Source organism: Streptomyces viridochromogenes, assembly GCF_001270495.1.
GTDB lineage: Bacteria > Actinomycetota > Actinomycetes > Streptomycetales > Streptomycetaceae > Streptomyces > Streptomyces viridochromogenes_A.
On record NZ_LGUR01000253.1, the window covers coordinates 60,171 to 85,613 of the forward strand.

25 protein-coding genes and 3 pseudogenes are annotated in these 25,443 nt (G+C 69.5%); 19 read left to right on the forward strand and 9 right to left on the reverse strand.

Going from position 1 to position 25,443, the window contains the following annotated elements; genetic code table 11:
• The first annotated feature begins 110 nt into the window (after positions 1-110).
• The 6 genes from ADK36_RS40860 (at position 111) to ADK36_RS40885 (ending at position 6,230) form a co-directional block, all read left to right on the forward strand.
• A complete protein-coding gene (locus tag ADK36_RS40860; protein WP_048586570.1) occupies positions 111-1,223 on the forward strand; it encodes an Ldh family oxidoreductase in 1,113 nt (370 codons plus the stop codon).
• Positions 1,177-1,479, forward strand: a complete 303-nt coding sequence (locus tag ADK36_RS40865) for a putative quinol monooxygenase (RefSeq protein ID WP_048586569.1) — start codon at positions 1,177-1,179, stop codon at positions 1,477-1,479. Before ADK36_RS40860 ends, ADK36_RS40865 begins: the two co-directional genes overlap by 47 nt.
• A 22-nt stretch (positions 1,480-1,501) precedes the next feature.
• Positions 1,502-1,939 (forward strand): cupin domain-containing protein, encoded by a 438-nt coding sequence (locus ADK36_RS40870; protein ID WP_048586568.1) that lies wholly within the window; start codon positions 1,502-1,504, stop codon positions 1,937-1,939.
• A complete protein-coding gene (locus tag ADK36_RS40875) occupies positions 1,936-3,321 on the forward strand; it encodes an aldehyde dehydrogenase family protein (protein ID WP_048586567.1) in 1,386 nt (461 codons plus the stop codon). Before ADK36_RS40870 ends, ADK36_RS40875 begins: the two co-directional genes overlap by 4 nt.
• Before the next feature lie 192 nt (positions 3,322-3,513).
• Entirely contained in the window at positions 3,514-4,974 is a 1,461-nt protein-coding gene (locus ADK36_RS40880) for a CitMHS family transporter (protein ID WP_053084772.1), read from the forward strand.
• 68 nt (positions 4,975-5,042) lie between these two features.
• Positions 5,043-6,230, forward strand: a complete 1,188-nt coding sequence (locus ADK36_RS40885) for a lactonase family protein (protein ID WP_078950863.1) — start codon at positions 5,043-5,045, stop codon at positions 6,228-6,230.
• Positions 6,231-6,352: 122 nt separating this feature from the next.
• Here the strand turns inward: ADK36_RS40885 and ADK36_RS40890 are convergent.
• Together ADK36_RS40890 and ADK36_RS48525 are read right to left on the reverse strand one after the other, a co-directional pair.
• Positions 6,353-6,520 (reverse strand): annotated as a pseudogene (locus tag ADK36_RS40890) (serine hydrolase domain-containing protein); the annotation flags it as partial.
• Positions 6,521-6,705: 185 nt separating this feature from the next.
• Positions 6,706-6,801: pseudogene (locus tag ADK36_RS48525) on the reverse strand (type 1 glutamine amidotransferase domain-containing protein); the annotation flags it as partial.
• Between the two features lie 34 nt (positions 6,802-6,835).
• On the opposite strand from ADK36_RS48525, the pseudogene ADK36_RS40895 reads away from it, so the two are divergent.
• Positions 6,836-7,465, forward strand: a pseudogene (locus tag ADK36_RS40895) (substrate-binding domain-containing protein); the annotation flags it as partial.
• 190 nt (positions 7,466-7,655) lie between these two features.
• Here ADK36_RS40895 and ADK36_RS40900 read toward each other — a convergent pair.
• On the reverse strand, positions 7,656-8,093 hold the full coding sequence (locus tag ADK36_RS40900; protein WP_003974483.1) for a hypothetical protein: 438 nt from the start codon (positions 8,091-8,093) through the stop codon (positions 7,656-7,658).
• Positions 8,094-8,923: 830 nt separating this feature from the next.
• Here ADK36_RS40900 and hemL point away from each other — a divergent pair.
• The 8 genes from hemL to ADK36_RS40940 all read left to right on the forward strand — a co-directional run bounded on the left by hemL (position 8,924) and on the right by ADK36_RS40940 (position 17,130).
• The gene (hemL, locus tag ADK36_RS40905; RefSeq protein ID WP_053201233.1) at positions 8,924-10,243 is read left to right on the forward strand and encodes a glutamate-1-semialdehyde 2,1-aminomutase; all 1,320 of its coding nucleotides are present in this window, start codon (positions 8,924-8,926) and stop codon (positions 10,241-10,243) included.
• Positions 10,244-10,257: 14 nt separating this feature from the next.
• Positions 10,258-10,971: a histidine phosphatase family protein gene (locus ADK36_RS40910; RefSeq protein WP_048583080.1), complete on the forward strand. Its 714-nt coding sequence runs from the start codon at positions 10,258-10,260 to the stop codon at positions 10,969-10,971.
• Between the two features lie 111 nt (positions 10,972-11,082).
• Entirely contained in the window at positions 11,083-12,387 is a 1,305-nt protein-coding gene (locus tag ADK36_RS40915) for a lipoprotein (RefSeq protein ID WP_048582984.1), read from the forward strand.
• A gap of 66 nt (positions 12,388-12,453) precedes the next feature.
• Entirely contained in the window at positions 12,454-13,056 is a 603-nt protein-coding gene (locus ADK36_RS40920; RefSeq protein WP_048582985.1) for a TlpA family protein disulfide reductase, read from the forward strand.
• A gap of 16 nt (positions 13,057-13,072) precedes the next feature.
• Positions 13,073-13,825, forward strand: a complete 753-nt coding sequence (locus ADK36_RS40925; RefSeq protein ID WP_048583081.1) for a cytochrome c biogenesis CcdA family protein — start codon at positions 13,073-13,075, stop codon at positions 13,823-13,825.
• 3 nt (positions 13,826-13,828) lie between these two features.
• On the forward strand, positions 13,829-15,568 hold the full coding sequence (gene resB, locus ADK36_RS40930; RefSeq protein WP_048582986.1) for a cytochrome c biogenesis protein ResB: 1,740 nt from the start codon (positions 13,829-13,831) through the stop codon (positions 15,566-15,568).
• A complete protein-coding gene (ccsB, locus tag ADK36_RS40935; RefSeq protein ID WP_048582987.1) occupies positions 15,565-16,665 on the forward strand; it encodes a c-type cytochrome biogenesis protein CcsB in 1,101 nt (366 codons plus the stop codon). The genes resB and ccsB overlap by 4 nt, the downstream gene beginning before the upstream one ends.
• Positions 16,666-16,716: 51 nt before the next feature.
• Positions 16,717-17,130: an SRPBCC domain-containing protein gene (locus ADK36_RS40940; protein WP_048582988.1), complete on the forward strand. Its 414-nt coding sequence runs from the start codon at positions 16,717-16,719 to the stop codon at positions 17,128-17,130.
• Between the two features lie 4 nt (positions 17,131-17,134).
• Here ADK36_RS40940 and ADK36_RS40945 read toward each other — a convergent pair whose 3' ends face one another.
• The 6 genes from ADK36_RS40945 to ADK36_RS40970 all read right to left on the reverse strand — a co-directional run bounded on the left by ADK36_RS40945 (position 17,135) and on the right by ADK36_RS40970 (position 21,706).
• Positions 17,135-18,514, reverse strand: coding sequence for a condensation domain-containing protein (locus tag ADK36_RS40945; protein ID WP_048582989.1), 1,380 nt, complete (start codon positions 18,512-18,514; stop codon positions 17,135-17,137).
• Between the two features lie 187 nt (positions 18,515-18,701).
• A complete protein-coding gene (locus ADK36_RS40950; RefSeq protein ID WP_199830359.1) occupies positions 18,702-19,643 on the reverse strand; it encodes an isopenicillin N synthase family dioxygenase in 942 nt (313 codons plus the stop codon).
• A 73-nt stretch (positions 19,644-19,716) separates the two neighbouring features.
• Positions 19,717-20,175: a nucleoside deaminase gene (locus ADK36_RS40955; RefSeq protein ID WP_048582991.1), complete on the reverse strand. Its 459-nt coding sequence runs from the start codon at positions 20,173-20,175 to the stop codon at positions 19,717-19,719.
• A 94-nt stretch (positions 20,176-20,269) separates the two neighbouring features.
• Entirely contained in the window at positions 20,270-20,626 is a 357-nt protein-coding gene (locus ADK36_RS40960) for a hypothetical protein (RefSeq protein ID WP_048582992.1), read from the reverse strand.
• Entirely contained in the window at positions 20,623-21,228 is a 606-nt protein-coding gene (locus ADK36_RS40965; RefSeq protein ID WP_048582993.1) for a DUF6232 family protein, read from the reverse strand. The genes ADK36_RS40960 and ADK36_RS40965 overlap by 4 nt, the downstream gene beginning before the upstream one ends.
• A gap of 136 nt (positions 21,229-21,364) precedes the next feature.
• Positions 21,365-21,706: a PLD nuclease N-terminal domain-containing protein gene (locus ADK36_RS40970; RefSeq protein WP_048582994.1), complete on the reverse strand. Its 342-nt coding sequence runs from the start codon at positions 21,704-21,706 to the stop codon at positions 21,365-21,367.
• Positions 21,707-21,794: 88 nt separating this feature from the next.
• On the opposite strand from ADK36_RS40970, the gene ADK36_RS40975 reads away from it, so the two are divergent.
• The 4 genes from ADK36_RS40975 (at position 21,795) to ADK36_RS40990 (ending at position 25,410) form a co-directional block, all read left to right on the forward strand.
• Positions 21,795-23,252 carry a menaquinone biosynthesis decarboxylase gene (locus tag ADK36_RS40975; protein WP_048582995.1) on the forward strand — a complete coding sequence of 486 codons (1,458 nt, stop codon included), beginning with the start codon at positions 21,795-21,797 and terminating at the stop codon, positions 23,250-23,252.
• The gene (gene mqnP, locus ADK36_RS40980; RefSeq protein WP_048582996.1) at positions 23,249-24,151 is read left to right on the forward strand and encodes a menaquinone biosynthesis prenyltransferase MqnP; all 903 of its coding nucleotides are present in this window, start codon (positions 23,249-23,251) and stop codon (positions 24,149-24,151) included. The genes ADK36_RS40975 and mqnP overlap by 4 nt, the downstream gene beginning before the upstream one ends.
• Before the next feature lie 93 nt (positions 24,152-24,244).
• Positions 24,245-24,886 (forward strand): UbiX family flavin prenyltransferase, encoded by a 642-nt coding sequence (locus tag ADK36_RS40985; protein WP_048582997.1) that lies wholly within the window; start codon positions 24,245-24,247, stop codon positions 24,884-24,886.
• 68 nt (positions 24,887-24,954) lie between these two features.
• Positions 24,955-25,410 carry an Lrp/AsnC family transcriptional regulator gene (locus ADK36_RS40990; RefSeq protein WP_048582998.1) on the forward strand — a complete coding sequence of 152 codons (456 nt, stop codon included), beginning with the start codon at positions 24,955-24,957 and terminating at the stop codon, positions 25,408-25,410.
• The last annotated feature ends 33 nt before the right edge of the window (positions 25,411-25,443 follow it).

A 25,443-nucleotide genomic window follows, 5' to 3' on the forward strand; every position in this document is an offset into this window, starting at 1 on the left:
ACGGCCGGCGGAGGGGCCGGGGCACCGAGCCCTTCCGGCCTGTGGTTTCTCCACGAATTGTGATGTATACAGGAGTGGATACAACGCTACGAGATGCGAGAGGCCGCCTCATGCCGCATACCGTCGGCGCCGCCGACCTGCTGGGTTTCGCCGCCGCCATTGCCGAGGCACACGGCGTTCCGCCTGCGGACGCCCGTCTGCTCGCGGACACGTTGGTGACCGCGGAGCTGTGGGGGCACGCGTCCCACGGCATGCTGCGCCTGCCCTGGTACCTCGACCGCCTCGCGAGCGGGGCCACCACGGCCGTCACGGACCCGCACGTCGTCACCGACAACGGCGCCGTCGTCGTGGTCGACGGCCGCGATGGCCTCGGCCAGGTGCTCACCGACCGCGCGGTGGCCCTGGGCGTGGAGCGTGCCCGTTTCCACGGCATCAGCGCGGTTGCCGTCCGCAACTCCGGTCACTTCGGGACCGCGGCGTACTTCACGCGCAGGGCCGCCGAGCAGGGCTGCGTGGCACTGCTGGCCACCAACGCCAGCCCGGCCATGCCCCCCTGGGGCGGCAAGGAGAAGCGAGTCGGTACCAATCCGTGGTCGATCGCCGCCCCCGGCGGCCGTTACGGCACCGTCGTGATGGACATCGCGAACACCGCCGTGGCGCGCGGCAAGATCTACCACGCCAAGGAGCGCGGCGAGCCGATTCCCGAGGGCTGGGCGGCCGACGCCGCGGGCGTGCCGACGACCGATCCGCGGCGGGCGATCGAGGGTCTGATCCTGCCGATGGCCGGCCACAAGGGCTACGCCATCTCCTTCATGTTCGACGTGCTGGCGGGTGTGCTGACCGGCAGCGCCTTCGGCTCGGCGGTCGTCGGCCCCTACCGGTCCACCGGCCGCAGCGGCGTCGGCCACCTGCTGATGTGCGTCGACATCGCGGCGATGGCCGACCCGGCCGAGTTCGAGCAGCGGATGGAAGCCCTGATCGAGGAGACCAAGTCCACCCCGACCGCGCCCGGCGCCGACGAGATCTTCGTCCCCGGTGAGCCGGAGATCCGCACCGCCGAGCGGCTGCGCACCGAGGGCGTCACGCTCGCCGACGACACCTGGGCCGCCCTCGCACGGATCGCCGACGCCACCGCCGTACCCCTGCCACCCCCGTCACTCCCCAGGAGCTGCCCGCATGATCGCCCTGACCGTGTCCCTCCAGGTCAACCCCGGCTGCCGTGACGCCTTCCTCAAGGCCATCGAGGAGAACGCCGAGCGTTCCTTCACCGACGAGCCCGGCTGCCGCTCCTTCGACGTCGTCTGCGACCTGGCGGACGACCACCACTTCGTCTTCCACGAGATCTACGACGACGAGGCCGCCGTGGAGGCGCACCGCGCCGCACCCCACTTCAAGGTCTGGCGCGAGGCCGCGGCGAAGTACGTCGTGCCCGGCAGCCAGGTCAACACGCTCTCCCGCCGCCTGTTCCACCACTCCTGAACTCCTGAAAGGGGCAGCCTCCATGTTCACCGACCACCCCACCGAGCCGAACCTGCTCATCCACCCCGACAAGGTCGAACGCTTCGACCGCGGCGGCGGTGTGGCGACCGTCCCCTACGTCGGCAGGTGGAACTCGCAGAAGGCCGTCATCACGACCGGCCAGACCGTCTTCCAGCCCGGCACCGGCCTGCCCCTGCACAGCCACAACGTCGAGGAGTCCGTGCTGGTCCTCGAAGGCGAGGCGACCGCGGAGATCGACGGCGAGTTCTTCGACCTGGAGCCCGGCCAGGCCACCTGGGTACCGGCGGGCATCCCGCACCGCTTCTTCAACCGCGGTGAGGGTGTCATGCGGATCTACTGGGTCTACGGCGGCCGGGACGTCACCCGCACCATCACCGCCACCGGCGAGACCTTCGAGCACCTCTCCGAGCACGACAGGGGAGGGGCACCCACCGCATGAGCGGCATCCTGCAGACCGTCGACCCGTCAACCGGTGAGCCGACCGCCACGTACGAAGGCTGGGACGCGGACCGTATCGAGACCGCTGTGGCACGGGCCCACGCCGCGAGCCGTGCCTGGGCTCTGGTGCCGGTCACCGCGCGGGCCGCGCGCGCCCACCGCCTTGCTCAGACCCTGCGCGAGCACAAGGACCACCTCGCTTCCCTGGCCGTTGCCGAGATGGGAAAGCCGGTCGGCGAGGCCGAGGGTGAGGTCGAGAAGTCGGCGGTCACGGCCGGCTACTACGCCCGGCAGGGCCCCGGCATCCTCGCCGACGAGCGCGTCGAGATCGACGGGGCACAAGCCTGGGTGGCCTACGAGCCCGCCGGACTCGTCCTGGCCGTGATGCCGTGGAACTTCCCCGTCTGGCAGGTCATGCGCTTCGCCATCCCCTCCCTGGTGGCCGGCAACGGGATCCTGCTCAAGCACGCCTCCAACGTCACCGGCAGCGCGCTCGCCCTCCAGGACCTGTTCGTGGAAGCCGGTTTCCCCGAGCACCTGGTGACCACACTGGTGATCGCCGACACCGACGTGCCCGACGTGACCGCGCGGCTCATCGAGGACGACCGCGTCGCGGCCGTCACCCTCACCGGAAGCAACCGGGCCGGCGCGGCGGTGGGTTCGGCGGCCGGGCGGGCGGCGAAGAAGTCCGTGCTGGAACTGGGCGGGTCGGACGCCTTCGTGGTCCTGGACGACGCCGATGCCGCTGTGGCCGCGGCGGCCGCGGTCAAGGCGCGTTTCACCAACTCCGGGCAGAGCTGCGTATGCGCGAAGCGGTTCATCGTCGCCGCCTGCGTGGCGGACGCGTTCACCGCCGCGTTCGTGGCCGGTGTCGAAGCCCTGCGTGTCGGCGACCCGCGCGAACGGCAGACGCAGGTCGGCCCGCTCGCCCGCGACGATCTGCGGGCCGCGATCCAGCGGCAGGTCGAGGAATCCGTCGCCGCCGGCGCCCGCCTCCTGACCGGCGGCAAGCCCGTGCCCGGCGACGGCTTCTTCTACCAGCCCACCGTCCTGGGCGACACCGGCCCGGGGATGCCCGCCTTCGACGAGGAGACCTTCGGACCGCTCGCCGCCATAACCGTCGCCCGGGACGACGAGGACGCCGTACGTCTCGCGAACGCCACGCCGTACGGGCTCGGTCTGAGCATCTGGACGGCCGACCCGAGCCGTGGCGTCGCCCTCGCCCGCCGTATCACCAGCGGAGCGGCCTTCGTCAACGCGATCGTCGCCTCCGACCCCCGCCTGCCCTTCGGCGGCACCAAGCGCAGCGGCCATGGCCGTGAACTGGCCGCCGCCGGCATCCGCGAGTTCACCAACACCCGCACCTACTGGGTCACCGCCTGACCGGGGCACGCCCTGCCGGAACACCTCACAGAACCTGTCTGCCACCTACCGGCAGACAGGTTTTCGTGCTGCCCGCACACAGCCCCCATGCCCGCACTGACCAGCACATTTACTGTCGGCAGACCTCTATACAGACCTGAATTCATAGCTGTATACAGATCCCTGTTACGGCTGCATAGAGAGGAGATGACCATGCTGGTCCTCCTGGGATTCGCGATGATCGCGACGTTCCTCTACCTGGTCATGAGCAAGCGCGTGGTGCCTGTCGCCGCCCTCATCCTGGTGCCCGTCGTCTTCGGCCTGGTGGCGGGAGGGGGCTTGGGGCTCGCCGACGACATCACGAAGTCGATCGAGGATGTCGCGCCCACGGCGGCACTGCTGTTCTTCGCCATCACGTTCTTCGGCATCATGATCGATGTCGGGCTCTTCGACCCGCTGATCAGAGCCATCCTGCGGGTGGTGGGCCACGATCCGGCGAAGATCGTCGTGGGCACCGCGCTGCTCGCCTCGATCGTCTCCCTCGACGGCGACGGCTCCACGACCTTCATCATCGTCACCTCCGCCTTCCTGCCGATCTACCTCCGCCTCGGCATGAGCCCCGTCGTCCTGACCTGCGTGACCGCCACCGCCAACGGCGTGCTCAACACCGTGCCGTGGGGCGGCTCCACCGCCCGCGCGGCGGCAGCCCTCAAGGTCTCGCCGATCGACATCTTCGTGCCGATGATCCCCGCGATCGCCGCCGGCCTGATCGCCACCATGGTCTTCGCCTACCTCCTCGGCCGCAGCGAGCGCCGACGCCTGGGCGAAGTCGAGCTCCGCGACGGCGTCCTGCGACGAAAGGACAGCGCCTCCGGCAAGGTCCCGCAGACCACCAGGGCGGCACAGATGACTCCCGCCGAGGCTTCGGGTACGGTCTCCGTCGCCGTGGCGAGCGGTCCGAGCGACCCCTCGGACGGCAACGCCACCACCGCCGCACCCGAGCCCAAGGCCGACACCGCGCTCATCTCCTCCGACGGCACCATCAACCGCCCCAACGCGCGCCCCAGGCTGCTGTGGTTCAACCTCGCCCTCACCCTCGCCGTGATGGCGCTCCTGGTGGAGGGCACCCTCGAACCCGCTGTCCTCTTCTTCGTCGCCGTGGCGATCGCGCTGGTCCTCAACTTTCCCCGTGTCGCCGAACAGCGTGAGCAGCTCCAGGCGCACGCCTCCAGCGTCGTGGGCGTCGTCGGCATGGTCTTCGCCGCCACCGTCCTGACTGGCGTCCTCAGCGGCAGCGGCATGGTGGAGGCGATGGCCGACTGGCTGGTCGGTGTCATCCCGGACTCACTCGGCGCCCACTTCCCCGTCATCACCGGCCTGCTGTCCATCCCGATGACCTTCTTCACCAGCAACGACGCCTTCTACTTCGGCATGCTGCCGGTCCTCAACGAGACCGCTTCCCACTACGGCGTCACCCCGCTGGAGATGGCCCGCGCCTCCCTCGTCGGCCAGCCCCTGCACCAGTCCAGCCCGATCGTCGCGTCCTTCCTGCTGCTTGTCGGCCTGGCCAAGGTCGACCTCGGCGACCACCACCGCAAGACGATCTGGCGCGCGGTCGTCGTCGGCCTGATCATGCTCGCTGTCGGCGGCCTGACCCTCGCCTTCCCCCTCTGACTCCCGGCCTGCCCACCCCGCCTCCCCTCGGGCCCGCATCGCACCCGACCCCCGTAGGAGCCGCACGCATGACCGTCCCCACCACCTCCCGCAGAACCGCCCTCACCCTGGCCGCAGGCGCCGCCTTCGCCCTCACCCCGGCACCGGCCGCCTTCCCCGCGGCGCGGCACACCGGCCCCACCACGCTGCCCCGCTTCGCCTACGCCGGCTGCTACACCACCCCGGAGCGAAACGGCCACGGCAAGGGCATCGCCGTCTTCCGCGTCGACGCCCCCGGCCGATGGCACCAGATCGACGTCACCGACACTCTCCCCAACCCCTCCTTCCTCGCCCTGGACCACACCCAGTCGTACCTCTACGCCGTCCACGGCGACCTCGACCAAGTCAGCGCCTTCGCCATCGACCACCGAACCGGACGCCTCACCCCTGTGGGCACCCAGCTGAGCCAGGGCACCAACCCCGTCCACCTCACCCCCACCCCCGACAACCGACGCATCCTGGTCGCCAACTACGCCACCGGCACGCTCGCCGTCCTGCCCCGCGCCACCGACGGCCGCCTCCGGCCGGCCGACCAGGTCATCGAACTGACCGGCACCCCCGGCCCCCACCGCACCCAGCAGATCGGTCCCCATCCCCACCACATCCCCCTCGCCCCCGACCAACGCCACGTCCTCGTCCCCGACAAAGGCACCGACCGCATCCACCACTTCACCTACGACACGGCCGCCGGACGCCTGACCCCAGCCACCCCCGCGACCACCACGGTCCGCTCCGGCGCAGGTCCCCGCCACATCGCCTACCACCCCCACCTGCCGCGGGCCTACGTCGCCGACGAACTGAACTCCCAGGTCACCACGTACACCTACGACCGCACGACGGGCGCCCTCACCCCACGCGCCTGGCTGCCGACCCTGCCGTCCACCTACACCGGCGACAACACCGCGGCCGGGATCCAACTCACCCCCGACGCACGCTTCCTGTTCGTCTCCAACCGCGGCCACGACAGCGTCGCCGCCTACCGTGTCCGCGACGACGGCACCCTGCACACCCCGCGCTGGACCCCGACCGGGGGCCGGCAGCCCCGGTTCTTCACCCTCGACCCCGCCGGTGACACCCTGTACGCCGCCAACCAGGCATCCGACACGATCGTGGCCTTCCACATCACGCCAGAAGGCCGCTTGGAGCCCGTCGGACGAACCGTGTCCACCGGATCACCGGTCTGCGTCGTTTTCAGTACCCGGAGTCGACTCCCGTAGCCGTCGCCAATTACGCCATGGTGGAGCTGACAGGCGCAGTCTTCGCCACTGGCTCGGGAGACTGGGCGATCAGATGCAGCAAGTCGCCTTCTTCGTTGGTGTGGTGCAGCGTGAGATTGCAGCTACGACACCACCTGGCCCGCTGCCTCACATGAAGGCGAGTTCACGGCGAGCACCGCCCATCGGTTCTTGGTGGGCGAGATCCACATGCCTGTGCCGGTGAAGCCGTAGCGGACCCACACGTCCTGTTCGGCGGTAGCGCCAGGGGCGGGATGCCAGAACAGCCCACGGCTGTTCGGTGCGACGGCCAGGGTCGTGGCGTCGGCCACGTGTACTCGGCGAAACCGCGGGGGCGGCGCAGGTCACCGTGGAAAGCGACCCGTTGCCCAGGATGGACACCGGTCACAGGTACTTCTCGGGCCAGCTGATCGCGTTCTGCGTGGTCATGGGTGTGTCCTTACGGTGAAGTGTGTCGTCAGGAAAGCTTCTTGACGAGCTCGGCCGCGAGCGGGCCGGAGGAAGCGGGGTTCTGGCCGGTGACGACATTGCGGTCGACCTCGACGTGCGGTGCCGCACTGGCCGCCATGGAGGACACCGGCGCGGTTGCGTCCCCCGTCCATCTGGCCGGGCCTTCGGAGCTGCTGTGCGTCCGGGTGCTGCCCGCCCTCACCCCGCTGATCGCCGACGGCGTCCAGCTGCAGGTCACCCAGGGACTGCCGGAACCGCTGCTGGAGGAGATGCGCGCCGGTCGCCACGACCTGGTGATCGCCACCCGGCGCCCCCGTGGCCGCGCCCTGGACTCGGTGCCGCTCGCCGACGAGGAGTATCTGCTGGTCGCGAGCCCCGACTGGGCCGAGCGCGTCGCCGGGCACTCCGAGGCCGACGACCTGTGCGCGGCCCTGCGTCAGGTCCCGATGGTGACGTACGCCGAGGACCTGCCCATCCTCCGCCGCTACTGGCGCAACATCTTCGGCAAGCAGCTCACCGCCCGCGCCGCCGTCACCGTGCCGAACCTGTACGCCGTCCTGTCAGCGGTCAACGCGGGCGCCGGCTACAGCGTGCTGCCCCGCTCCCTGTGTCACGAGTATCTCGACTCCGGCCGCCTGACTCTCCTGCACGATCCGGAGGAGCCGCCGCTGAACACCCTGTTCCTGGTGCAACGCCCTGGCGCCGACACCAACCCCGATGTCCTCCGCGTCCGCGACCGTCTCCGGCAGGCGGCCCGCACCTGGTAGCCGTACCCAACAGGCGATCGACGACGACTTCACAGAATCCGAGGCGAGGGCAGCAGCAACGTCCAGGGTGCATCAGTGCCCCCAGCGAAACCCATGTGCCCTCAATGTGCCCTGGCCGCCTGACAACCCCTCCCAGCACGTGACAAAGGCGGGGTCCGAAAACCCCGCCCGAAACCAGTGAGACCCCAGCTCAGGGCCAAACCAAGCAATAAGGCTGATGCCCCGCCTCATGCAACCGATGGCTGAAGTCCTGCCACTCGTGCAGCAGTTGATAGACGTTGAACGCGTCCCGGGGCCCGCCCCGGTCCGGCACCGTCGACCAGATGAAGGCGGCCGCGCCCACCGCTTCCTCTCCTATGCCCCGCAGCGGATCAACCACCGTCATCGGCAGCTTGACCACCGCGTAGTCGGGGTGCAGGACGACCAGCTCCAGCGGCGGGACCTTGTGCAGGGGGACGCCCTCGATGCCCGTGAGGACCATCGCGGCCATCGTCTCCGGCTTGATCTTGGTGAACATGCCGTTCATGCCGAGCTCGTCGCCGCCGAGTTCTTCGGGGCGCATCGAGATCGGGACGCGGGCCGCGGTCGCACCGTCCGGCGCGCCGAAGTACTTGTACGTCACCCCCACCCGACCACCATTCCCGCTCGCCCTCAGCCGATCGCGATCGCTGCGTTCGATGCGCTCGCCGCGTCGGTCGGCCCGCTCTGACTCGTTCGGTACACCCGGCATACCCGGTACTACGTGTCCCTGACGTGCTTCGTTCGAATCCTCCGCGTCGCGCCGGTGCCTTCCCCGCCGGGCACGTCGAGGACCCAGGTCATCAGTCCCCTCGCCCAGTCCGCCACCGCGATGCATATCTCCACCCGACTGCTTTTCTAGGACGCGTGGCGCCCGCCGCGCAACCCGATCATCGTGTCAGTGACCTCCCCCGCGGCCGCCCGCCGAAACGTGCGCTGAAACACCTGTCCGCAGGATCTTTTCAGTCCCCGACCATCACGCCCCGCATGAGCTGTGTGTATCACGCCCAGTCTCGCAGATCGCGGGGGGAGGGCTGCCGGGAAGGGGAGACCGGTGTGGTCCGCGAGGTACCGGTGGAGACCGGCCGCCCGTGTCAGCAGCCGTCCCGCTGCCGTCCGGCGGCTCCCCCTGCCACCGGTCGCCTGCCGCCCCGCTGCCGACCGGCCGCTCTCCCGCTACTGGCCGCCTACCGGCCTCGTACCGTCCCGCTACCGGCCCCGTACCGCCCTGCTACCGGCCGGCGATCCTCCAGCGACCAGCGACCAGCGACCAGCGACCAGCGACCAGCCACCGGCCTCCAGCCGCCCGCCTCCAGCCACCCACCCCCCACCCCAGCCCCTGCCGTCCCGCTGCCGTCCCGCTGCCGTCCACCCCCGCTGGCCTACCCTGAGGAGGTCACTGGCAATCGGAGCCCGAGAAGGTCGGAGAAGTCGCAGGCCATGAGCGAATCGCCCTATCCGTACGAAGCACCAGCCTCGCAGGCCCTGTTCGACCGTGCGGCCGTCGTCACACCCGGCGGCGTGAACTCCCCGGTACGCGCCTTCCGTGCCGTGGGCGGTACGCCCCGGTTCATGGTGTCCGGCACCGGTCCGTACCTGACCGACGCCGACGGACGTGAGTACGTCGACCTCGTCTGCTCCTGGGGGCCCATGATCCTCGGGCACTCCCACCCGGACGTGATCGCCGCCGTCCAGGACGCCGTCTCCCGCGGTACCTCCTTCGGTACGCCCGGTGAGGGCGAGGTGGCGCTCGCGGAGGAGATGGTCGAGCGGATCGAGCCGCTGGAGCAGGTGCGGCTCGTCTCCAGCGGGACCGAGGCCACCATGTCGGCCATCCGGCTCTCCCGCGGGTTCACCCGGCGGACCAAGGTGATCAAGTTCGCCGGGTGCTATCACGGGCACGTCGACTCGCTGCTCGCCGCGGCCGGGTCCGGGGTGGCCACCTTCGCGCTGCCCGACACCCCCGGCGTCACCGGCGCCCAGGCCGGCGACACCATCGTCCTGCCGTACAACGACCTCGAATCCGTCCACGAGGCGTTCCACCGCTTCCCCGGTGAGATCGCCTGCGTCATCACCGAGGCCTCGCCCGGCAACATGGGTGTCGTCCCGCCGCGCCCCGGCTTCAACGAGGGGCTGAAGGACGCCTGCCGGAAGAACGGCGCCCTCTACATCTCCGACGAGGTCATGACAGGGTTCCGGACCAGCCGCGCCGGGTGGTACGGCGTCGACGGGGTCAAGCCCGACCTCATGACCTTCGGCAAGGTGATGGGGGGCGGCTTCCCGGCCGCCGCCTTCGGTGGGCGTGCGGACGTGATGGCCCACCTCGCTCCCGCCGGGCCCGTCTACCAGGCCGGCACCCTGTCCGGGAACCCGGTCGCCACCGCCGCGGGCCTCGCCCAGCTGCGGCTGCTCGACGAGGCCGCGTACGACACCGTCAACGCCGTCTCCGCGCAGATCCAGTCCCTCGTCACCGAGGCCCTCACCAAGGAGGGCGTCGCGCACCGGCTGCAGAACGCCTCCAACATGTTCTCCGTCTTCTTCACGGACCGGGAAGTGCGCAACTACGAGGACGCCAAGCGCCAGGAGTCCTTCCGCTTCACCGCCTTCTTCCACTCGATGCTGGCGCAGGGCGTCTATCTGCCGCCCTCGTCCTTCGAGTCCTGGTTCGTGTCCACGACCCACGACGAGCGGGCCGTCCAGCGGATCGCCGACGCCCTCCCGGCGGCGGCCCGAGCGGCGGCGGAGGCCACGGCGGCATGAGCGACGGCAGCAGCATGAGCGACAGCGGCAACGAGACCGGTGTGAAGAGCAGCGACAGCGACGTCACCGTCGTCCACGTCATGCGGCACGGCGAGGTCGCCAACCCGGACGGGATCCTCTACGGCCGTCTCGCGGGGTACCACCTGTCCGAGCTCGGGCGGCAGATGGCCGACCGGGTCGCCGAGCACCTCGCCTCCCGCGACGTGACGTACGTCTGTGCCTCCCCGCTGGAGCGGGCGCAGGAGACCGCGACGCCGATCGCCAAGGCGCACGGGCTGGACCTCGCGACCGACGCGCGGCTCATCGAGGCCGACAACGTCTTCCAGGGCAAGACCTTCGGGGTCGGGGACGGGGCGCTCAAGAGGCCGGAGAACTGGAAGCACCTCGTCAACCCCTTCAAGCCGTCCTGGGGCGAGCCGTACGTCGAGCAGGTCATCCGCATGATGGGCGCGCTCGACTCCGCCAAGGACGCCGCGCGGGGGCACGAGGCGGTGCTGGTCAGCCATCAGCTGCCGATCTGGATCGTGCGCAGCTATGTCGAGAAGCGGCGGCTGTGGCACGACCCGCGCAAGCGGCAGTGCACGCTCGCGTCCCTCACGAGCTTCACGTACCAGGGAGACAGGATCGTGTCCGTCGGCTACAGCGAGCCGGCCATCGACCTCGTCCCCGCCCATCTCCGCGCCGGCGCCAAGCCGGTGAAGGGGAAGGACAAGGCCTTCGGCGCCTAAGACACGTTTGTGACGTTTGTTGCTGTTCCTCCGTGATTCGGAGGAACCTTCCCGTTCGTCGTGCCCTCTGACTGGGTGACCACCCACAGGAGCACGACGGACGGGGCAGCAATGCGCAACTTCAGCCGAAGGGGAGTCATCGGACTCGGTGCCGGAGCGGCCGCCGGCCTCGGACTGGCGGGGTGCGGCACTCTCACGTCGTCAGACGGGTCGAATCACGCCGGAGGTTCCACGAACGGCGGGGACAACAAGCCCGGCACCCATGCCAACCGTGCCCGTCCCATAGGCGACGGCTCCACCTCCTACACCGGCAAGCAGCCGCACCAGCCCGGCAAGCCCGAGCCGCTGGAGCCGGGCCAGGAGCCGCCGCAGTTCGTCGTCTTCTCCTGGGACGGCGCCGGCGAGGTCGGCAACGGTCTCTTCCCGCGCTTCCTCGAACTCGCCAAGGAGCACGAGGCGCACATGACCTTCTTCCTCTCGGGGCTGTATCTGCTCCCTGAGTCGAAGAAGCGGCTGTACGAGCCGCCGAACAACCCGCGCGGCGCCTCCGACATCGGCTACCTCACCGACGAGCACATCAAGGCGACGCTGAAGAACGTCCGTCAGGCGTGGCTCGACGGCCACGAGATCGGCACCCACTTCAACGGCCATTTCTGTGCGGGCACCGGCACCGTCGGGAACTGGACCGCGCAGCAGTGGCGCAGCGAGATCGACCAGGCCAAGGGCTTCGTCAAGGAGTGGCGTACGAACTCCGGGTGGACCGATCTTCCCTCGCTGCCCTTCGACTACGACAAGGAGCTCGTCGGCGGCCGCACGCCCTGTCTCCTCGGCCAGGACAATCTGCTGCCCACGGCCCGTGAGCTCGGCTGGCGCTACGACGCCTCCTCGCCCGGCGGTCGCCAGGTGTGGCCGCAGAAGAAGCAGGGGCTGTGGGATCTGCCGTTGCAGCAGATACCTTTCCCCGGACGTTCGTTCGAGGTCCTCTCCATGGACTACAACATGCTCGCCAACCAGTCGATCAACTCGACGAACGCGCCCAGCCACAACTACCCCGGCTGGCGTGAGCAGTCGGCGCAGGCGTACATACAGGGGTTCAAGCGGGCGTACGAGTCAAACCGGGCACCCTTCTTCATAGGCAACCACTTCGAGCAGTGGAACGGCGGCATCTACATGGACGCCGTCGAGGCGGCCTTCAAGCACATCGCGCGGGAGAAGGAGAAGGGCGCCGACGTCCGGCTCGTCTCCTTCCGGCAGTTCGTGGACTGGATGGACGTACAGAAGCCGGACATTCTCGACAAGTTGCGCACTCTGGACGTCGGTCAGCAGCCCACCGGCGGCTGGAAGACCTTCCTGAAGAGCAGCCAGGGCGGCCAGGGCGGCCAGGGCGCTTCCGCGGGCACTCAAAACGCCGCCTGAAATGCGGGTCTACGTCCGGGAGGGGGGTGCCAAAGATCCCCGGAACGGGCATGCGAAACTTTTCACATGAGTGCCGCCAGTCGCGCCCGTAGCCGTACCGCCCTGCTCGCCACAGCCGCCGCCGTGGCCGCGCTGACCCTGTCCGCGTGCAGCTCCGGCGGTACGTCGGGCGGTGGCGGTGACACGGGCTTCGTCCCCGGCGACAACGGCATCGACACGGTCGCCCAGGACAAGCGGGCGGCGGCGCCGGTCCTCTCCGGCGAGACGATCGACGGCAAGCAGCTCTCCACCGCCGGCACCAAGGGCAAGGTCCTCGTCATCAACGTATGGGGATCGTGGTGCCCGCCGTGCCGCGCCGAGGCGAAGAACTTCCAGACCGTCTACGACGACGTCAAGGGACAGGGCGTCGAGTTCGTCGGCATCAACACCCGGGACACCAACACCACCGTCGCCAAGGCCTTCGAGAAGGAGTTCGGGATCACCTACCCGAGCCTGTACGACCCCACGGGCAAGCAGATGCTCCGCTTCAAGAAGGGCACGCTCAACCCGCAGGCCATCCCCTCCACGCTCGTCATCGACCGCAAGGGCAGGCTCGCCGCCCGCGCGCTGACGCCGCTGAGCGAGGAGACCCTGCGCAGCATGCTCAAGCCCGTCCTCGCGGAGAAGTGACGTGAGCGCAGTCACCATGCTCGCCGAGGGGCCGAACCAGACGGTGATGAGCGGCGCCCTGCTGATCGCACTGCCGATCGCCCTGCTCGCCGGTCTCGTCTCCTTCTTCTCCCCGTGCGTCCTGCCGCTCGTGCCCGGATACCTGTCCTACGTCACCGGAGTCAGCGGCACCGATCTGCACGAGGCCCGGCGCGGGCGGATGGCCGCAGGCGCCACCCTGTTCGTGCTCGGCTTCACCGCCGTGTTCGTCTCCGGCGGGGCGCTGTTCGGCTACTGGGGCCAGAACCTCCAGGAGAACAAGGACGTCCTGACGAAGGTCCTCGGCGTCCTCATGGTCCTCATGGGCCTGTTCTTCATGGGCCTGATGCCCTGGCTCACCCAGCGGGAGTTCCGCTTCCACACCAAGCCGGCCACCGGACTCGCCGGCGCCCCGCTGCTCGGTGCCCTCTTCGGCATCGGCTGGACGCCCTGCCTCGGCCCCACCCTCTCCTCCGTGACGATCCTCGCGGCCAACGAGGGCAGCGCGGGCCGCGGCGCCATACTCACCGTCGCCTACTGCCTGGGCCTCGGCCTCCCCTTCGTGCTCGCTGCCGTAGCCTTCCGCAAGGCCCTCGGCGCCTTCGCCTGGGTCAAGCGCCACTACGTCTGGGTGATGCGCATCGGCGGCACCATGATGATCGCGACCGGTGTGCTGCTGCTGACCGGCGCTTGGGACCGCATCGTGCAGGAGATGCAGGTCTGGTCCACCGGCTTCACTGTGGGGATCTGATCCATGAGCAACACGACCGACAAGGCCGCCCCCGAGAGCCAGGGCCAAGGCCAGGACCGGGACCAGGACCTGGACGCCGCCGGCTCCCAGCTCTCCACCGCCCCCACGGAGGACGCGCCCAACCTGCCCTCCCTCGGCGTCATCGGCTGGGCCCGCTGGTTCTGGCGGCAGCTGACCTCGATGCGGGTCGCGCTGCTGCTGCTCCTGCTGCTGTCGCTCGGCGCGATTCCCGGCTCGCTCATCCCGCAGACCGGCATCGACGAGACGAAGGTCGCCGAGTTCCGCAAGACGCACGAGACGCTCGCGCCCATCTACGACAAGCTCGGCCTCTTCCACGTCTACAGCTCGGTGTGGTTCTCCGCGATCTACATCCTGCTGTTCGTCTCCCTCATCGGCTGCATCGTCCCGCGCACCTGGCAGTTCGTCGGCCAGCTGCGCGGCCGCCCGCCGGGCGCCCCCAAGCGCCTGACCCGGCTGCCCGCCTACACCACCTGGCGCACCGAGGCCGAGCCCGAGCAGGTCCGCGAGGTCGCGCTCGCCCTGCTGAAGAAGCGCCGCTTCCGCGCCCACCTGGCCGGCGATGCCGTCGCCGCCGAGAAGGGCTATCTGCGCGAGGTCGGCAACCTCGCCTTCCACATCGCGCTGATCGTGATGCTGATCGCCTTCGCCTGGGGCCAGCTGTTCAAGTCCGAGGGCAACAAGCTGATCGTCGAGGGCGACGGGTTCTCCAACACCCTCACCCAGTACGACGACTTCAAGTCCGGCAGCCTCTTCACCCAGGACGACCTGGATCCGTTCAGCTTCAACCTGAAGAACTTCGTCGGCAGCTACGAGCCGTCCGGCCCCAACCGGGGCACCCCGCGGGTCTACAAGGCGGACATCACCTACAGCGTGGGCTCCTCCGACAAGGAGAAGAAGACCACCATCGAGGTCAACGAGCCGCTGGAGATCGGCGACTCGAAGGTCTACCTCGTCAGCCACGGCTACGCCCCCGTCATCACGGTCCGCGACGGCAAGGGCAAGGTCGTCTACCAGGACGCGGCTCCTCTCCTCCCGCTCGACGGCAACGTCACCTCCACCGGCGCGATCAAGGTCATGGACGGCTACCGCAACGCCAAGGGCGAGCGGGAACAGCTCGGCTTCCAGGCCTTCTTCCTGCCCTCCTACGTCAAGGGCAACGAGCTCGCCTCGCAGTTCCCGGCGCTGCTGAACCCGGTGCTGAACCTGGAGGCGTACCACGGCGACCTCGGGGTCGACGCGGGCATCCCGCAGAGCGTGTACCAGCTGGACAAGAAGAACCTGAAGGGGTTCAAGGACTCCAAGGGCGCCCAGGTCAGGGAGAACCTGAAGCCCGGCGAGACCATGAAGCTCCCGAACGGCGCCGGCTCGGTCACCTTCGAGAAGGAGATCAAGGAGTGGGCCGGCTTCCAGGTCGCCCGCCAGCCCGCCAGCGGCTGGGCGCTCGCCGGCAGCCTCGCCGCGATCTTCGGCCTCGCCGCCTCCCTCTTCATCCAGCGCCGACGCGTATGGGTGCGGGCCGCCACCGGCGCTGACGGCGTCACCGTCGTCGAGATGGCCGGCCTCGGCCGCAGCGAGTCCGCCAAGCTGCCCGAGGAGCTCGGCGACCTCGCCGGGATCCTGTACGAGCAGGCGCCGGGCGCGCCCGACCCCGACGACGACCCCGCAGATTCCGAAGCTTCCCCCCACCCCCAAGCCGTACCTGCCGAAGGGGCTGAGAAGTGACTCTCGCCGCCGCAACCGATCTGGCCGCCGCCACCAACGAAAACCTGGCGAACATCAGCAACACGCTGATCTACTCGTCGATGGCCGTCTACACCCTGGCCTTCTTCGCGTACATCGCCGAATGGCTCCTCGGCAGCCGCAGCAAGGTCGGCCGTACGGCCGCCGCGCTCACCCCGGCGAAGGCCGACAAAGCCGCCGCGCCCGCCGTCACCGTGAAGAAGGGCGGCTCCACCGCCGTACTGGAGCGGCCCAAGGTCGTCGTGCGGGCAGCGGCCGGTCAGCGGGACGTGCCGGACGGGCCCGGGGCGCACGGCGGGGACGCACAGGGCGACCTCTACGGGCGTATCGCCATCTCCCTCACGATCCTCGCCTTCCTGATCGAGTTCGGTGGTGTGCTCGCGCGGGCTCTGTCGGTGCAGCGGGCGCCGTGGGGCAACATGTACGAGTTCAACATCACCTTCTCCACGGTCGCCGTCGGGGTGTACCTCGCGCTGCTCGCGCTGAAGAAGAACGTGCGCTGGCTGGGGCTGTTCCTGATCACCACGGTCCTCCTCGATCTCGGCCTCGCCGTCACTGTCTTGTACACCGCGAGTGACCAGTTGGTTCCCGCCCTTCACTCGTACTGGCTGTACATCCACGTCTCCACCGCGATCTTCTGCGGCGCGGTCTTCTACGTCGGCGCCGTCTCCACACTGCTCTACCTCTTCAAGGACTCGTACGAGAACAAGCTGGCCGGCGGCGGCACCCCGGGCCGCTTCGCGAACTCCGTCCTGGACCGGCTGCCCGCCTCGGCGTCCCTCGACAAGTTCTCCTACCGGGTCAACGCCGCGGTGTTCCCGCTGTGGACGTTCACGATCATCGCGGGCGCGATCTGGGCGGGCGACGCCTGGGGCCGCTACTGGGGCTGGGACCCCAAGGAGACCTGGTCCTTCATCACCTGGGTCGCCTACGCCTGCTACCTGCACGCCCGCGCCACGGCCGGCTGGAAGGGCCGCAAGGCCGCCTACCTGGCCCTGATCGCCTTCGGCTGCTGGCTGTTCAACTACTACGGCGTCAACATCTTCGTCTCCGGCAAGCACTCCTACGCCGGGGTGTAGGTCCGGTAGCGGCGGGGTGCGTTTCGCGCCCGGCGGGGTCAGGCTGGTGTCATGACCGGTTCGGTGGAACAGGGCACCAGCCAGACCCATGGAAGTACGCACATCCTGCACTTCCTGGTGCGTTTTCCGCAGGCCATGGAGACGGTCTGGCCCGCGCTGGCCACCCCTGAGGGGCTCGCGTCCTGGTTCACGCCCGCCGACGTCCTGGAACCCCGCCTGGGGGGTGCGGTCACGCTGCGTGACATCGGGGCGGGGCGGATCACCGCGTGGGACGTGGAGCGGGTCGCCGAGTACACGGTGGAGGCCGGCGGCCGGATCAGGTTCCATCTGGAGCGGGACGGGGACGAGGGCAGCATCCTGCGCTTCACCCACGAGTCCCAGGGCGTCCAGGGCGAGAAGGAGTCGGAGTCCCGTTGGCGGGTGCGCTTCGAGCGGCTGGTCGGCGTACTCGAAGCGGGCTCCTGAGCGCTCAGGACACGGTCGAGGCGATGACGTCCCGCAGCCGCTCCATGTAGAGCCGCATGTTCTTGTACGCGATGTCGGTGTCCGGGTAGCGGCAGGTGAACCACAGGCCCTCGTGGAGCCGGTTGAACCACACGTACACCTTGTCGCCGTACGTCACCCTGCCCAGTCCGTACACCTTCCGCTCGGTCCACCGCGCGGAGCCGGGGACGCCCCGGGCGTCGAGGAACGAGACGACCGAGTACAGGTCGGGTGAGGTCGGGCGGAAGTCCGAGCCGAGCAGGTCCAGGGCCCGGGCGAGCGGGATGCGGGCCAGCGGCCTGTTGGTCCGCAGCTCGGCGCGCACGGTCTTCAGGGCGCTGACGAAATCGGGTGCGGCCGTCACGGGAACCTCGATCGGCACGGCACCGACGAACCAGCCCACGGAGTCCGACCACTGTGTCGTGTCCCGGGTGTGGAACGGTACGACCGTGCGGTAGACGGGCTCTCCGCCCAGCTCGTGCACGACCAGGCTCGTGGCGGCCAGCACCCCGACCAGGCTTCCGCCGTAGGGGCGGCAGTACGCCTCGAACGCCGCGGCGGTGTCGGCGTCCACGATCATCTCGCGCATGAGCTTCTGGGGCTGCAACCCGTCGGTGTCGATGCCGAGCTCGACGGGGAAGTTCGGCAGCTGTCCGTCGCAGCGGTTGATGAACTCCCGCCAGCGGGCGACGATCACGTGGTCGTCGTCGATCCGATCCGCCCGCTCCCGCTCGATCTCGCAGAAGTCGACGTAACTGCCGACCGGCGGCTCCTCCATGGGGAGGCCCTCGACGGCCGCCGCGTAGAGGTCGTGGATCTCGGCGGGGATGCGCATGATCGAGTAGCCGTCGACGTTGCTGTGGTCGAAAGCCATGTAGACGCTGGTGCAGTCGTCCCGGACGACCGCCGCGTAGATGAAGTTCGGCCAGCGCAGCGCGTACGCCGCGGCATCGAAGCGGTCCTGGAGGTGCTGGACCAGTTCCGGCGCGGCGGGGAAGTCGCCGACCACCGCACGCTGGAGTGACACGGTCTCGGCGTCGACAGTGAACCGTCGCATCGCGCCGTCGCTCCAGCGGAAGCCGCTGCGCAACGTCTCGTGCCGGAGCGTCCAGCCGTGCAGCGCCTCGTGCAGCGCGTCGAGATCGACCGGGCCCGGGATGTCGAACGCGGTGCCGAGCCAGGTCGGCAGGAACAGACCGTCCTCGCGTACGGAGCGGACCGTCCTGAGATGCGACTCCTGAACATACGCGGGCGGCCTGGAGTCCTCGGGCAGACCTGTCGCCGCCGCCACCGTCGCCGGGCTGAGCGTCCATTCGACGAGTCGTCCGGGCCGGACTTCGCAGCGCTGGATGTCAGTCATTCGCACGGGCGGCTCCATTCGCGGCGGGGGACACACCCAAACGGGTGGTATCCCGCCCAACGAGGCAACCCTTACTCAGAAACGGTTCGCAGTGGCCGGCCGACCGTGCTCAGGCGACCGTGTTCAGGCCGCGGTCATCGGTTGACGGTGGTCAGTTGACGGTGGTCAGTTGACGGCGACCGGTCGGCGGCGATCAGTCGACGGTGATCGAGTCCAGCTTCGCCCGCAGATACACATGCGAGTCGACCGGCTCGTACGCCACCCGCCCCACCGGAGCCGGCACGGACTCCACGAGCGTGCCGGGCGTGCACTCCCCGAAGTAGACGAGGGACATCAGCTCCTCGGCCGGCGCGTCCGCGGGCGGCGGCAGCACCCGGTGCCGCCCCGAACGCCACCGGTCACCCGTCCAACGGGCCATCAGATCCCCGATGTTGATGGTGAACGCCTCCGGGTCGAAGGGCGCGTCCTCCCATCCGCCCTCGTCCGTGTAGACCTGCAACCCGCCCTTGCCCGCCTGCCGGTCGAGGATCGTCACGGTGCCGAAGTCGGTGTGCGGCCCGATGCGGAACTGCCCGGGCTCCGGATCGCCGATCACCTCCGCCCCCGGATACCAGTTGATGTTGAAGCCGTACGTCGGGTGGTCCATGTGCCGTGCGAAGAAGTCGGGTTCGAGGCCGAGCGCCTCGCCGAGCAGGGAGAGGAGCTGGTTCTCCAGCTCTCCCATGCGCGCGAGGTACTCCTCGCACAGCGGCCGGAGTTCGGGCGTCTGGGTCGGCCAGACGTTCGGCGCGTACCACTCGGCGTTGATCACCGGGTCCTCGAACGGCTCGTGCGTCGCGAAGGTGAGCGACTCCTTCAGGTCCGGCGGGGTCTCGGTGCCCTCCGCGTACCCGTTGGCCTCGGCGCCGGGGCCGAGCCAGCCGCGGCCGCCGACCTTCGCCTCGTACGCCTGCTTGACCTCGACGGGGAGCGTGAAGAAGGCGCGGGCGGCGGCGCGGATGCGGGCGCGCAGGGAAGGGGCCACGCCGTGCCCGGTGACCAGGAGGAAGCCGGCGGTCTGGAGGGCCTCGTCGACGGTGCGGGCGATGGCCCGGCGGGCCTCGGTGTCGCCGTCGAGCCAGGGCCGCAGGTCGATCGTGGGAACGCGGGGGGTGCGCGGGGTGTGGGCGGTGCCAGGGGTGCGGAGGGCGCGGGGCGCGCCGGGGTGGTCACTCACCGATGTCCTCGTTCCACAGTGCCGGATGGTTCTTGATGAAGTCGCGCATCATCCCGACGCACTCGGGATCGTCCAGCAGCACGATCTCCACGCCGTGCTCCGCCAGCCAGTCGTGCCCGCCGTGGAAGGTGACCGCCTCGCCGATCACCACCCGGGAGATGCCGAACTGCCGGACCAGACCGGAGCAGTACCAGCAGGGCGAGAGGGTGGTCACCATGGTCGTGCCGCGATACGACCGCTGCCGCCCCGCCGCCCGGAAGGCGGCCGTCTCCGCGTGCATGGACGGGTCGCCGTCCTGGACCCGCCGGTTGTGGCCGCGCCCGAGGAGGGTGCCGTCGGGGCCGTAGAGGGCCGCGCCGATCGGGATGCCGCCGTCGCGGAGCCCGGCGCGGGCCTCCGTGACGGCGGTGGCCAGCCAGGCGCGGGCCGTCGCCTGATCCAGGAACTCCATGCCTACGACTCTCCTGCGCTCGGAACACGAGGGGCAACGAGCGGAATGTACCCACGCCGCACGCCCGACGTGCCTCAGCGCCGGAGCGTCGTCCTCACTGGCCGCCGAGCAGTCCGAGAACCCTGTTGACCGCCTCCAGGACGGGCTGCCCCACCGCGCCCACGGTCGCGGCGATACCGGCGATGGCCATCAGGGCACGGTGCCGGTCCTGCGGTGCCGCGTCGGCGTCGGCGCTGAGGACCGGCAGGGAGTCGTCGATGGTCCGGGCGCTGGCGGCCGGGACCTCGCCGCGCAGCAGCTCGATCAGCCGCCGCAGTTCCTCGACCGCCTCCTGGAGGGCGGGGGACGCCGCCGCGGGGTCGGCGGCCGCCTGGTTCTTGACGATGCCGGTGTTTCCCATGCCGCCGTGCATGGTCACGTTGTCGCCGAAGAAGTAGTTGTCGCCGCTCATGCGTGCGCCACCCCCACGTTGCCCGTGCCGCCGTACATGTTGACGTTGTCTCCGAAGTAGTAGTTACGCGGATTGACCATGAGGCGGTCCACCCTGACCTGGAACTCCACCTCGGGGTTCTCGATCGCGTGCACGATCGAGACGACGAGTTGGTCCAGTTGGCGCGGGTCGGCGCTCGTGACCATGGCGATGGACGGGCCGGCCGTCTCGACGGCCAGGACGTACCGCGAGGGCGCGGAGAGGACGGCCACCAGCTCCACGATGCTGAAGGCCAGCGCGGCCAGCGAGCCCAGCCAGACGAACGTGAGGATCGTGCCGGCCGCGCTCTCGTTCGCGATGCTGGTGATGCCGCCGAGGATCGTCAGGGCGAACGCCACCGACAGGATGATCCCCACGCGCTTCAGGAAGAGCACGGTGGCTTCCTTGCGCCTGGGGGTGAGTGTGTACGTGTACACCCGCGTGACGTTCTCCAGCGGATACGCCGCCCCGTCAACCCAGAGCAGTCGCTTGCCGACCCGCAGGTCGACCGCGGTCGCCGTCCGCGGCGGTACCGCCGGCGGTGGCGGTATGTCGTGGTGTCCGGGCGGTTCGGTTCTCTCCATCGGTCCCCCTGAAGTCACTGCCTGATGGCCATTAACTACTCAAGGTGGCGCCTGGGGCAAGCGAGTATCCGGGGTCAACTGTGAGGCTGTCGTGGAGAGTTGAGGCAGAGAAGGGGCGGCGGACGGTGAGGGCCCGTCAGGGCTCGTCGCGCTTCGGCCCCCCGTCGCCCTTGTTCTTGCCGTCGTTCTTGTCGTCGTCCTCGTCCAGGGACTTCAGGAACTCGGGGTTGTCGTCGGGGGCGACCCACTGCTGCCGTCGCCGCTGGTCCCGTACGCCGGACCAGCCCTCGGCGGCCGGGCTGCGCTTCTTGCCCGCGATCAGCCAGGAGATCGAGCCGACGAGCGGGAACACCAGGACGAGGATCGCCCACAGCGGCTTGGGCATGTGGCGGATGTCGTCCTCCTTCGTGCTGATGCAGTCGATGAACGCGTACACGCTCAGCGCCAGTGGCACGAGGAACATCAGCACCCGGAGCATGGGTCCTCTCCAGCGAAACGGTCGTCGGGACCGGGGGCGCGGCCCCCGGGTTCAGGGCCAGGGTAGCGGCTCGGGGATACTTGACCCCATGGCTTATGACGATCTTCGTTCCCTGCTCAGGGCGCTGGAGCGCGAAGGCGACCTCAAGCGCGTCAAGGCTGAGGTCGATCCGTATCTGGAGGTCGGGGAGATCGTCGACCGCGTGCAGAAGTCCGGCGGTCCCGCGCTGCTCTTCGAGAACGTGAAGGGGTCGTCGATGCCCCTCGCGATGAACGTCTTCGGGACCGACCGGCGGCTGCTCAAGGCCCTCGGCCTGAAGTCGTACGGCGACATCTCCGACAAGATCGGCGGGCTGCTCAGGCCCGAGCTGCCGCACGGTTTCGTCGGCGTCCGCGAGGCATTCGGGAAGCTCGGCGCCATGACGCACGTACCGCCGAAGAAGGTGAAGTCGGACAACGCGCCGGTGCAGGAGGTCGTGCTGCACGGGGACGAGGTCGACCTCGACCGGCTGCCGGCCCTCTTCACCTGGCCCAAGGACGGCGGCTCCTTCTTCAACCTGGGGCTCACGCACACCAAGGACCCGGAGTCCGGCGTACGGAATCTGGGCCTGTACCGCCTGCAGCGCCACGACAAGCGCACGATCGGCATGCACTGGCAGATCCACAAGGACAGCCGGAACCACTACCAGGTGGCGGCGCGGAGGGGAGAGCGGCTGCCGGTCGCGATCGCCTTCGGCTGCCCGCCCGCCGTGACCTACGCGTCCACCGCGCCGCTCCCCGGTGACATCGACGAGTACCTGTTCGCCGGGTTCGTCGCGGGCAAGCGGATCGAGATGGTGGACTGCAAGACGGTGCCGTTGCAGGTGCCGGCGCAGGCGGAGGTCGTCCTGGAGGGGTGGCTGGAGCCCGGCGAGATGCTGCCGGAGGGGCCGTTCGGCGACCACACCGGCTTCTACACGCCGCAGGAGCCCTTCCCCGCGCTGAAGATCGACTGCGTGACGATGCGGCGGCGGCCACTGCTCCAGTCGATCGTCGTGGGCCGGCCTCCGACGGAGGACGGTCCCTTGGGCCGTGCGACGGAACGCTTCTTCCTCCCCCTGCTGAAGATCATCGTCCCGGACATCGTGGACTACCACCTGCCGGAGTCCGGCGGCTTCCACAACTGCGCGATCGTCTCGATCGACAAGAAGTACCCCAAGCACGCCCAGAAGACGATGCACGCGATCTGGGGCGCCCACATGATGTCCCTGACCAAGCTGATCGTGGTCGTCGACTCAGACTGCGACGTCCACGATCTGCACGAGGTCTCCTGGCGGGCGCTCGGCAACACCGACTACGCCCGTGACCTCACGGTCGTCGAAGGCCCCGTAGACCATCTCGACCACGCCTCCTACCAGCAGTTCTGGGGCGGCAAGGCGGGAATCGACGCGACGAAGAAGTGGCCCGAGGAGGGCTACACGCGCGACGGTGGCTGGCCCGACATGGTGGAGTCCGACCCGGAGACGGCGGCGAAGGTCGACCGCCGCTGGAAGGAGTACGGACTGTGAGCAGCGCCTCCGCCGCGATCCCGCAGCCAGGACGCACGAAGGCGTTCCTCCGCCTCGTCATGATCGAGCACTCGGTGTTCGCGCTGCCCTTCGCGTACATCGCCGCGCTCAGCGCGATGTTCCAGTGGGACAAGAACATCCACTGGGGCCGGCTGCTCCTGGTGACGGTCTGCATGGTGGGCCTGCGCACCTTCGCGATGGCCGTGAACCGGATCATCGACCGCGAGATCGACGCCCGAAATCCGCGCACCGCGCACCGCGAGCTGGTGACCGGCGCGATGTCGGTCCGGCACGCCTGGACCGGCGCCCTGATCGCCCTGGTGATCTTCCTGGGCTCGGCGGCCCTGCTGAACCCGCTGTGCCTGGCCCTCGCCCCCATCGCGGTGGTCCCGATGGTGGTCTACCCCTACGGCAAGCGGTTCACCAACTTTCCCCAGGCGATCCTCGGCCTCGCCCAGGCGATGGGCCCGGTCGGCGGCTGGCTGGCCATCACCGGCACCTGGTCCTGGGACGCGGTGATCCTCGGCCTGGCGGTCGGCATCTGGATCGGTGGCTTCGACCTGATCTACGCCTGCCAGGACGTCGACACCGACCGCGAGATCGGCGTCATGTCGGTCCCGGCCCGCTTCGGCATCCCGGCGGCGATCTGGGGCGCGCGGGTCTGCCACACGGTCACGACGGCCCTGTTCGTCTGGTACGCCCTGGCCACGGACGCGGGCGCGTTCTTCTGGCTGGGCCTGCTGATGGTGGCCGGCGCGTTCGTCTACGAGCACTCGATCGTGCGGCCGCATGATCTGTCGCGCCTGAACAGGGCGTTCTTCAGCGTCAACGGGTTCATCGGGATCGCCTTGTTCGTGTGTGCGCTGCTGGATCTGCTGGCCCGGGGCCTGACCGTGTAGAAGTACCTTCCGGAACCCAAGACGCGGACCGGTCCTGAGCATCGACCCGCCCGCCGGTAGGCTCGGGGTGTGAACGCAGGAGAAACGCAGCGCGTGCCTTGGATCGTGGGGGTTTCCGGGGCGTCCGGTACGCCCTACGCCGCCGCGGTGCTGCGGGCGCTCCTCGCCGCCGGGGAGAGCGTCGACCTGGTCGTCAGCCGGGCGTCACGGCTCACCCTGCTCGACGAGACGGGGATCTCGTTCCGGGACGCCCACTGGGAGGCCGACCTGCGGGAATGGCTGTCCCGCGGGGCCGACGGCAAGCCCGGGACCTTCCAGGTGGACATCGCCGGCGTACGGCACTGGAGCGCGGGGGACCTCGCGGCGGGGCCGTCGTCCGGGTCGTATCCCGTCAAGGGCATGCTGATCGTGCCCGCGTCGACGGCCTGTGTCGCGGGAGTCGCGCTCGGGCTGTCCAAGGATCTTTTGCAGCGGGCGGCGAGCGTCACGCTCAAGGAGCGCCGCCCGCTGGTCGTGGCCGTACGGGAGACCCCGCTGAACGGCCAGACCCTCCGGCATCTCGTCGCGCTGGACGACGCCGGCGCGAGCGTCGTACCGGCGTCCCCCGGCTTCTACGCGGGCGCGACCCACATCCAGGACCTCGTGGACTTCGTCGCCGGGCGGGTGCTGGACGCGGCGGGCGTCGAGCACGTCCTGTACCGGCGGTGGAACGGCGAGCTGGGGAGCGGCACATAGAGCAAGTCGCGCAAGTCGCAGTACCTCTCATCACTTCTGGAACTTTTCAGCGGAAGGCTTCGAATCGCATGGACGCGGTGGACAGGCAGCTCATCCAGGCCCTGAGGGAGAACGGCCGGGCCTCCTATGCGGAGCTGGGGCGCCTCGTCGGACTGTCGGGACCCAGCGTCACCGACCGCATCAACCGGCTGGAGGCGGCCGGTGTCATCACCGGCTACCGCGCCACCGTCGACGCCGCCTCGCTCGGCCTCGGCGTCACCGCGCTGATCGGCATCTCGCTCTCCGACGCCACCGACCACGAGGACGTGGCGAACCGCCTGCGGGACCTGGGCGAGATCGAGGACTGCTGGTTCATCGCGGGCGACGACTCGTACATGCTCAAGGTGCGCGCCGCCGACGTGGACGGCCTGGAGAAGATCATCCGACGGCTCAGCGGCACGGTGGGTGTCTCCCGGACCCGTACGACGATCGTGCTCTCCACCAAGTGGGAGAACCGGGTCGGAGAGCTGCCGGAAGAGGAGTAGGCGCGAAGCGCCGTATGGGGGTCCCTCCGCCCG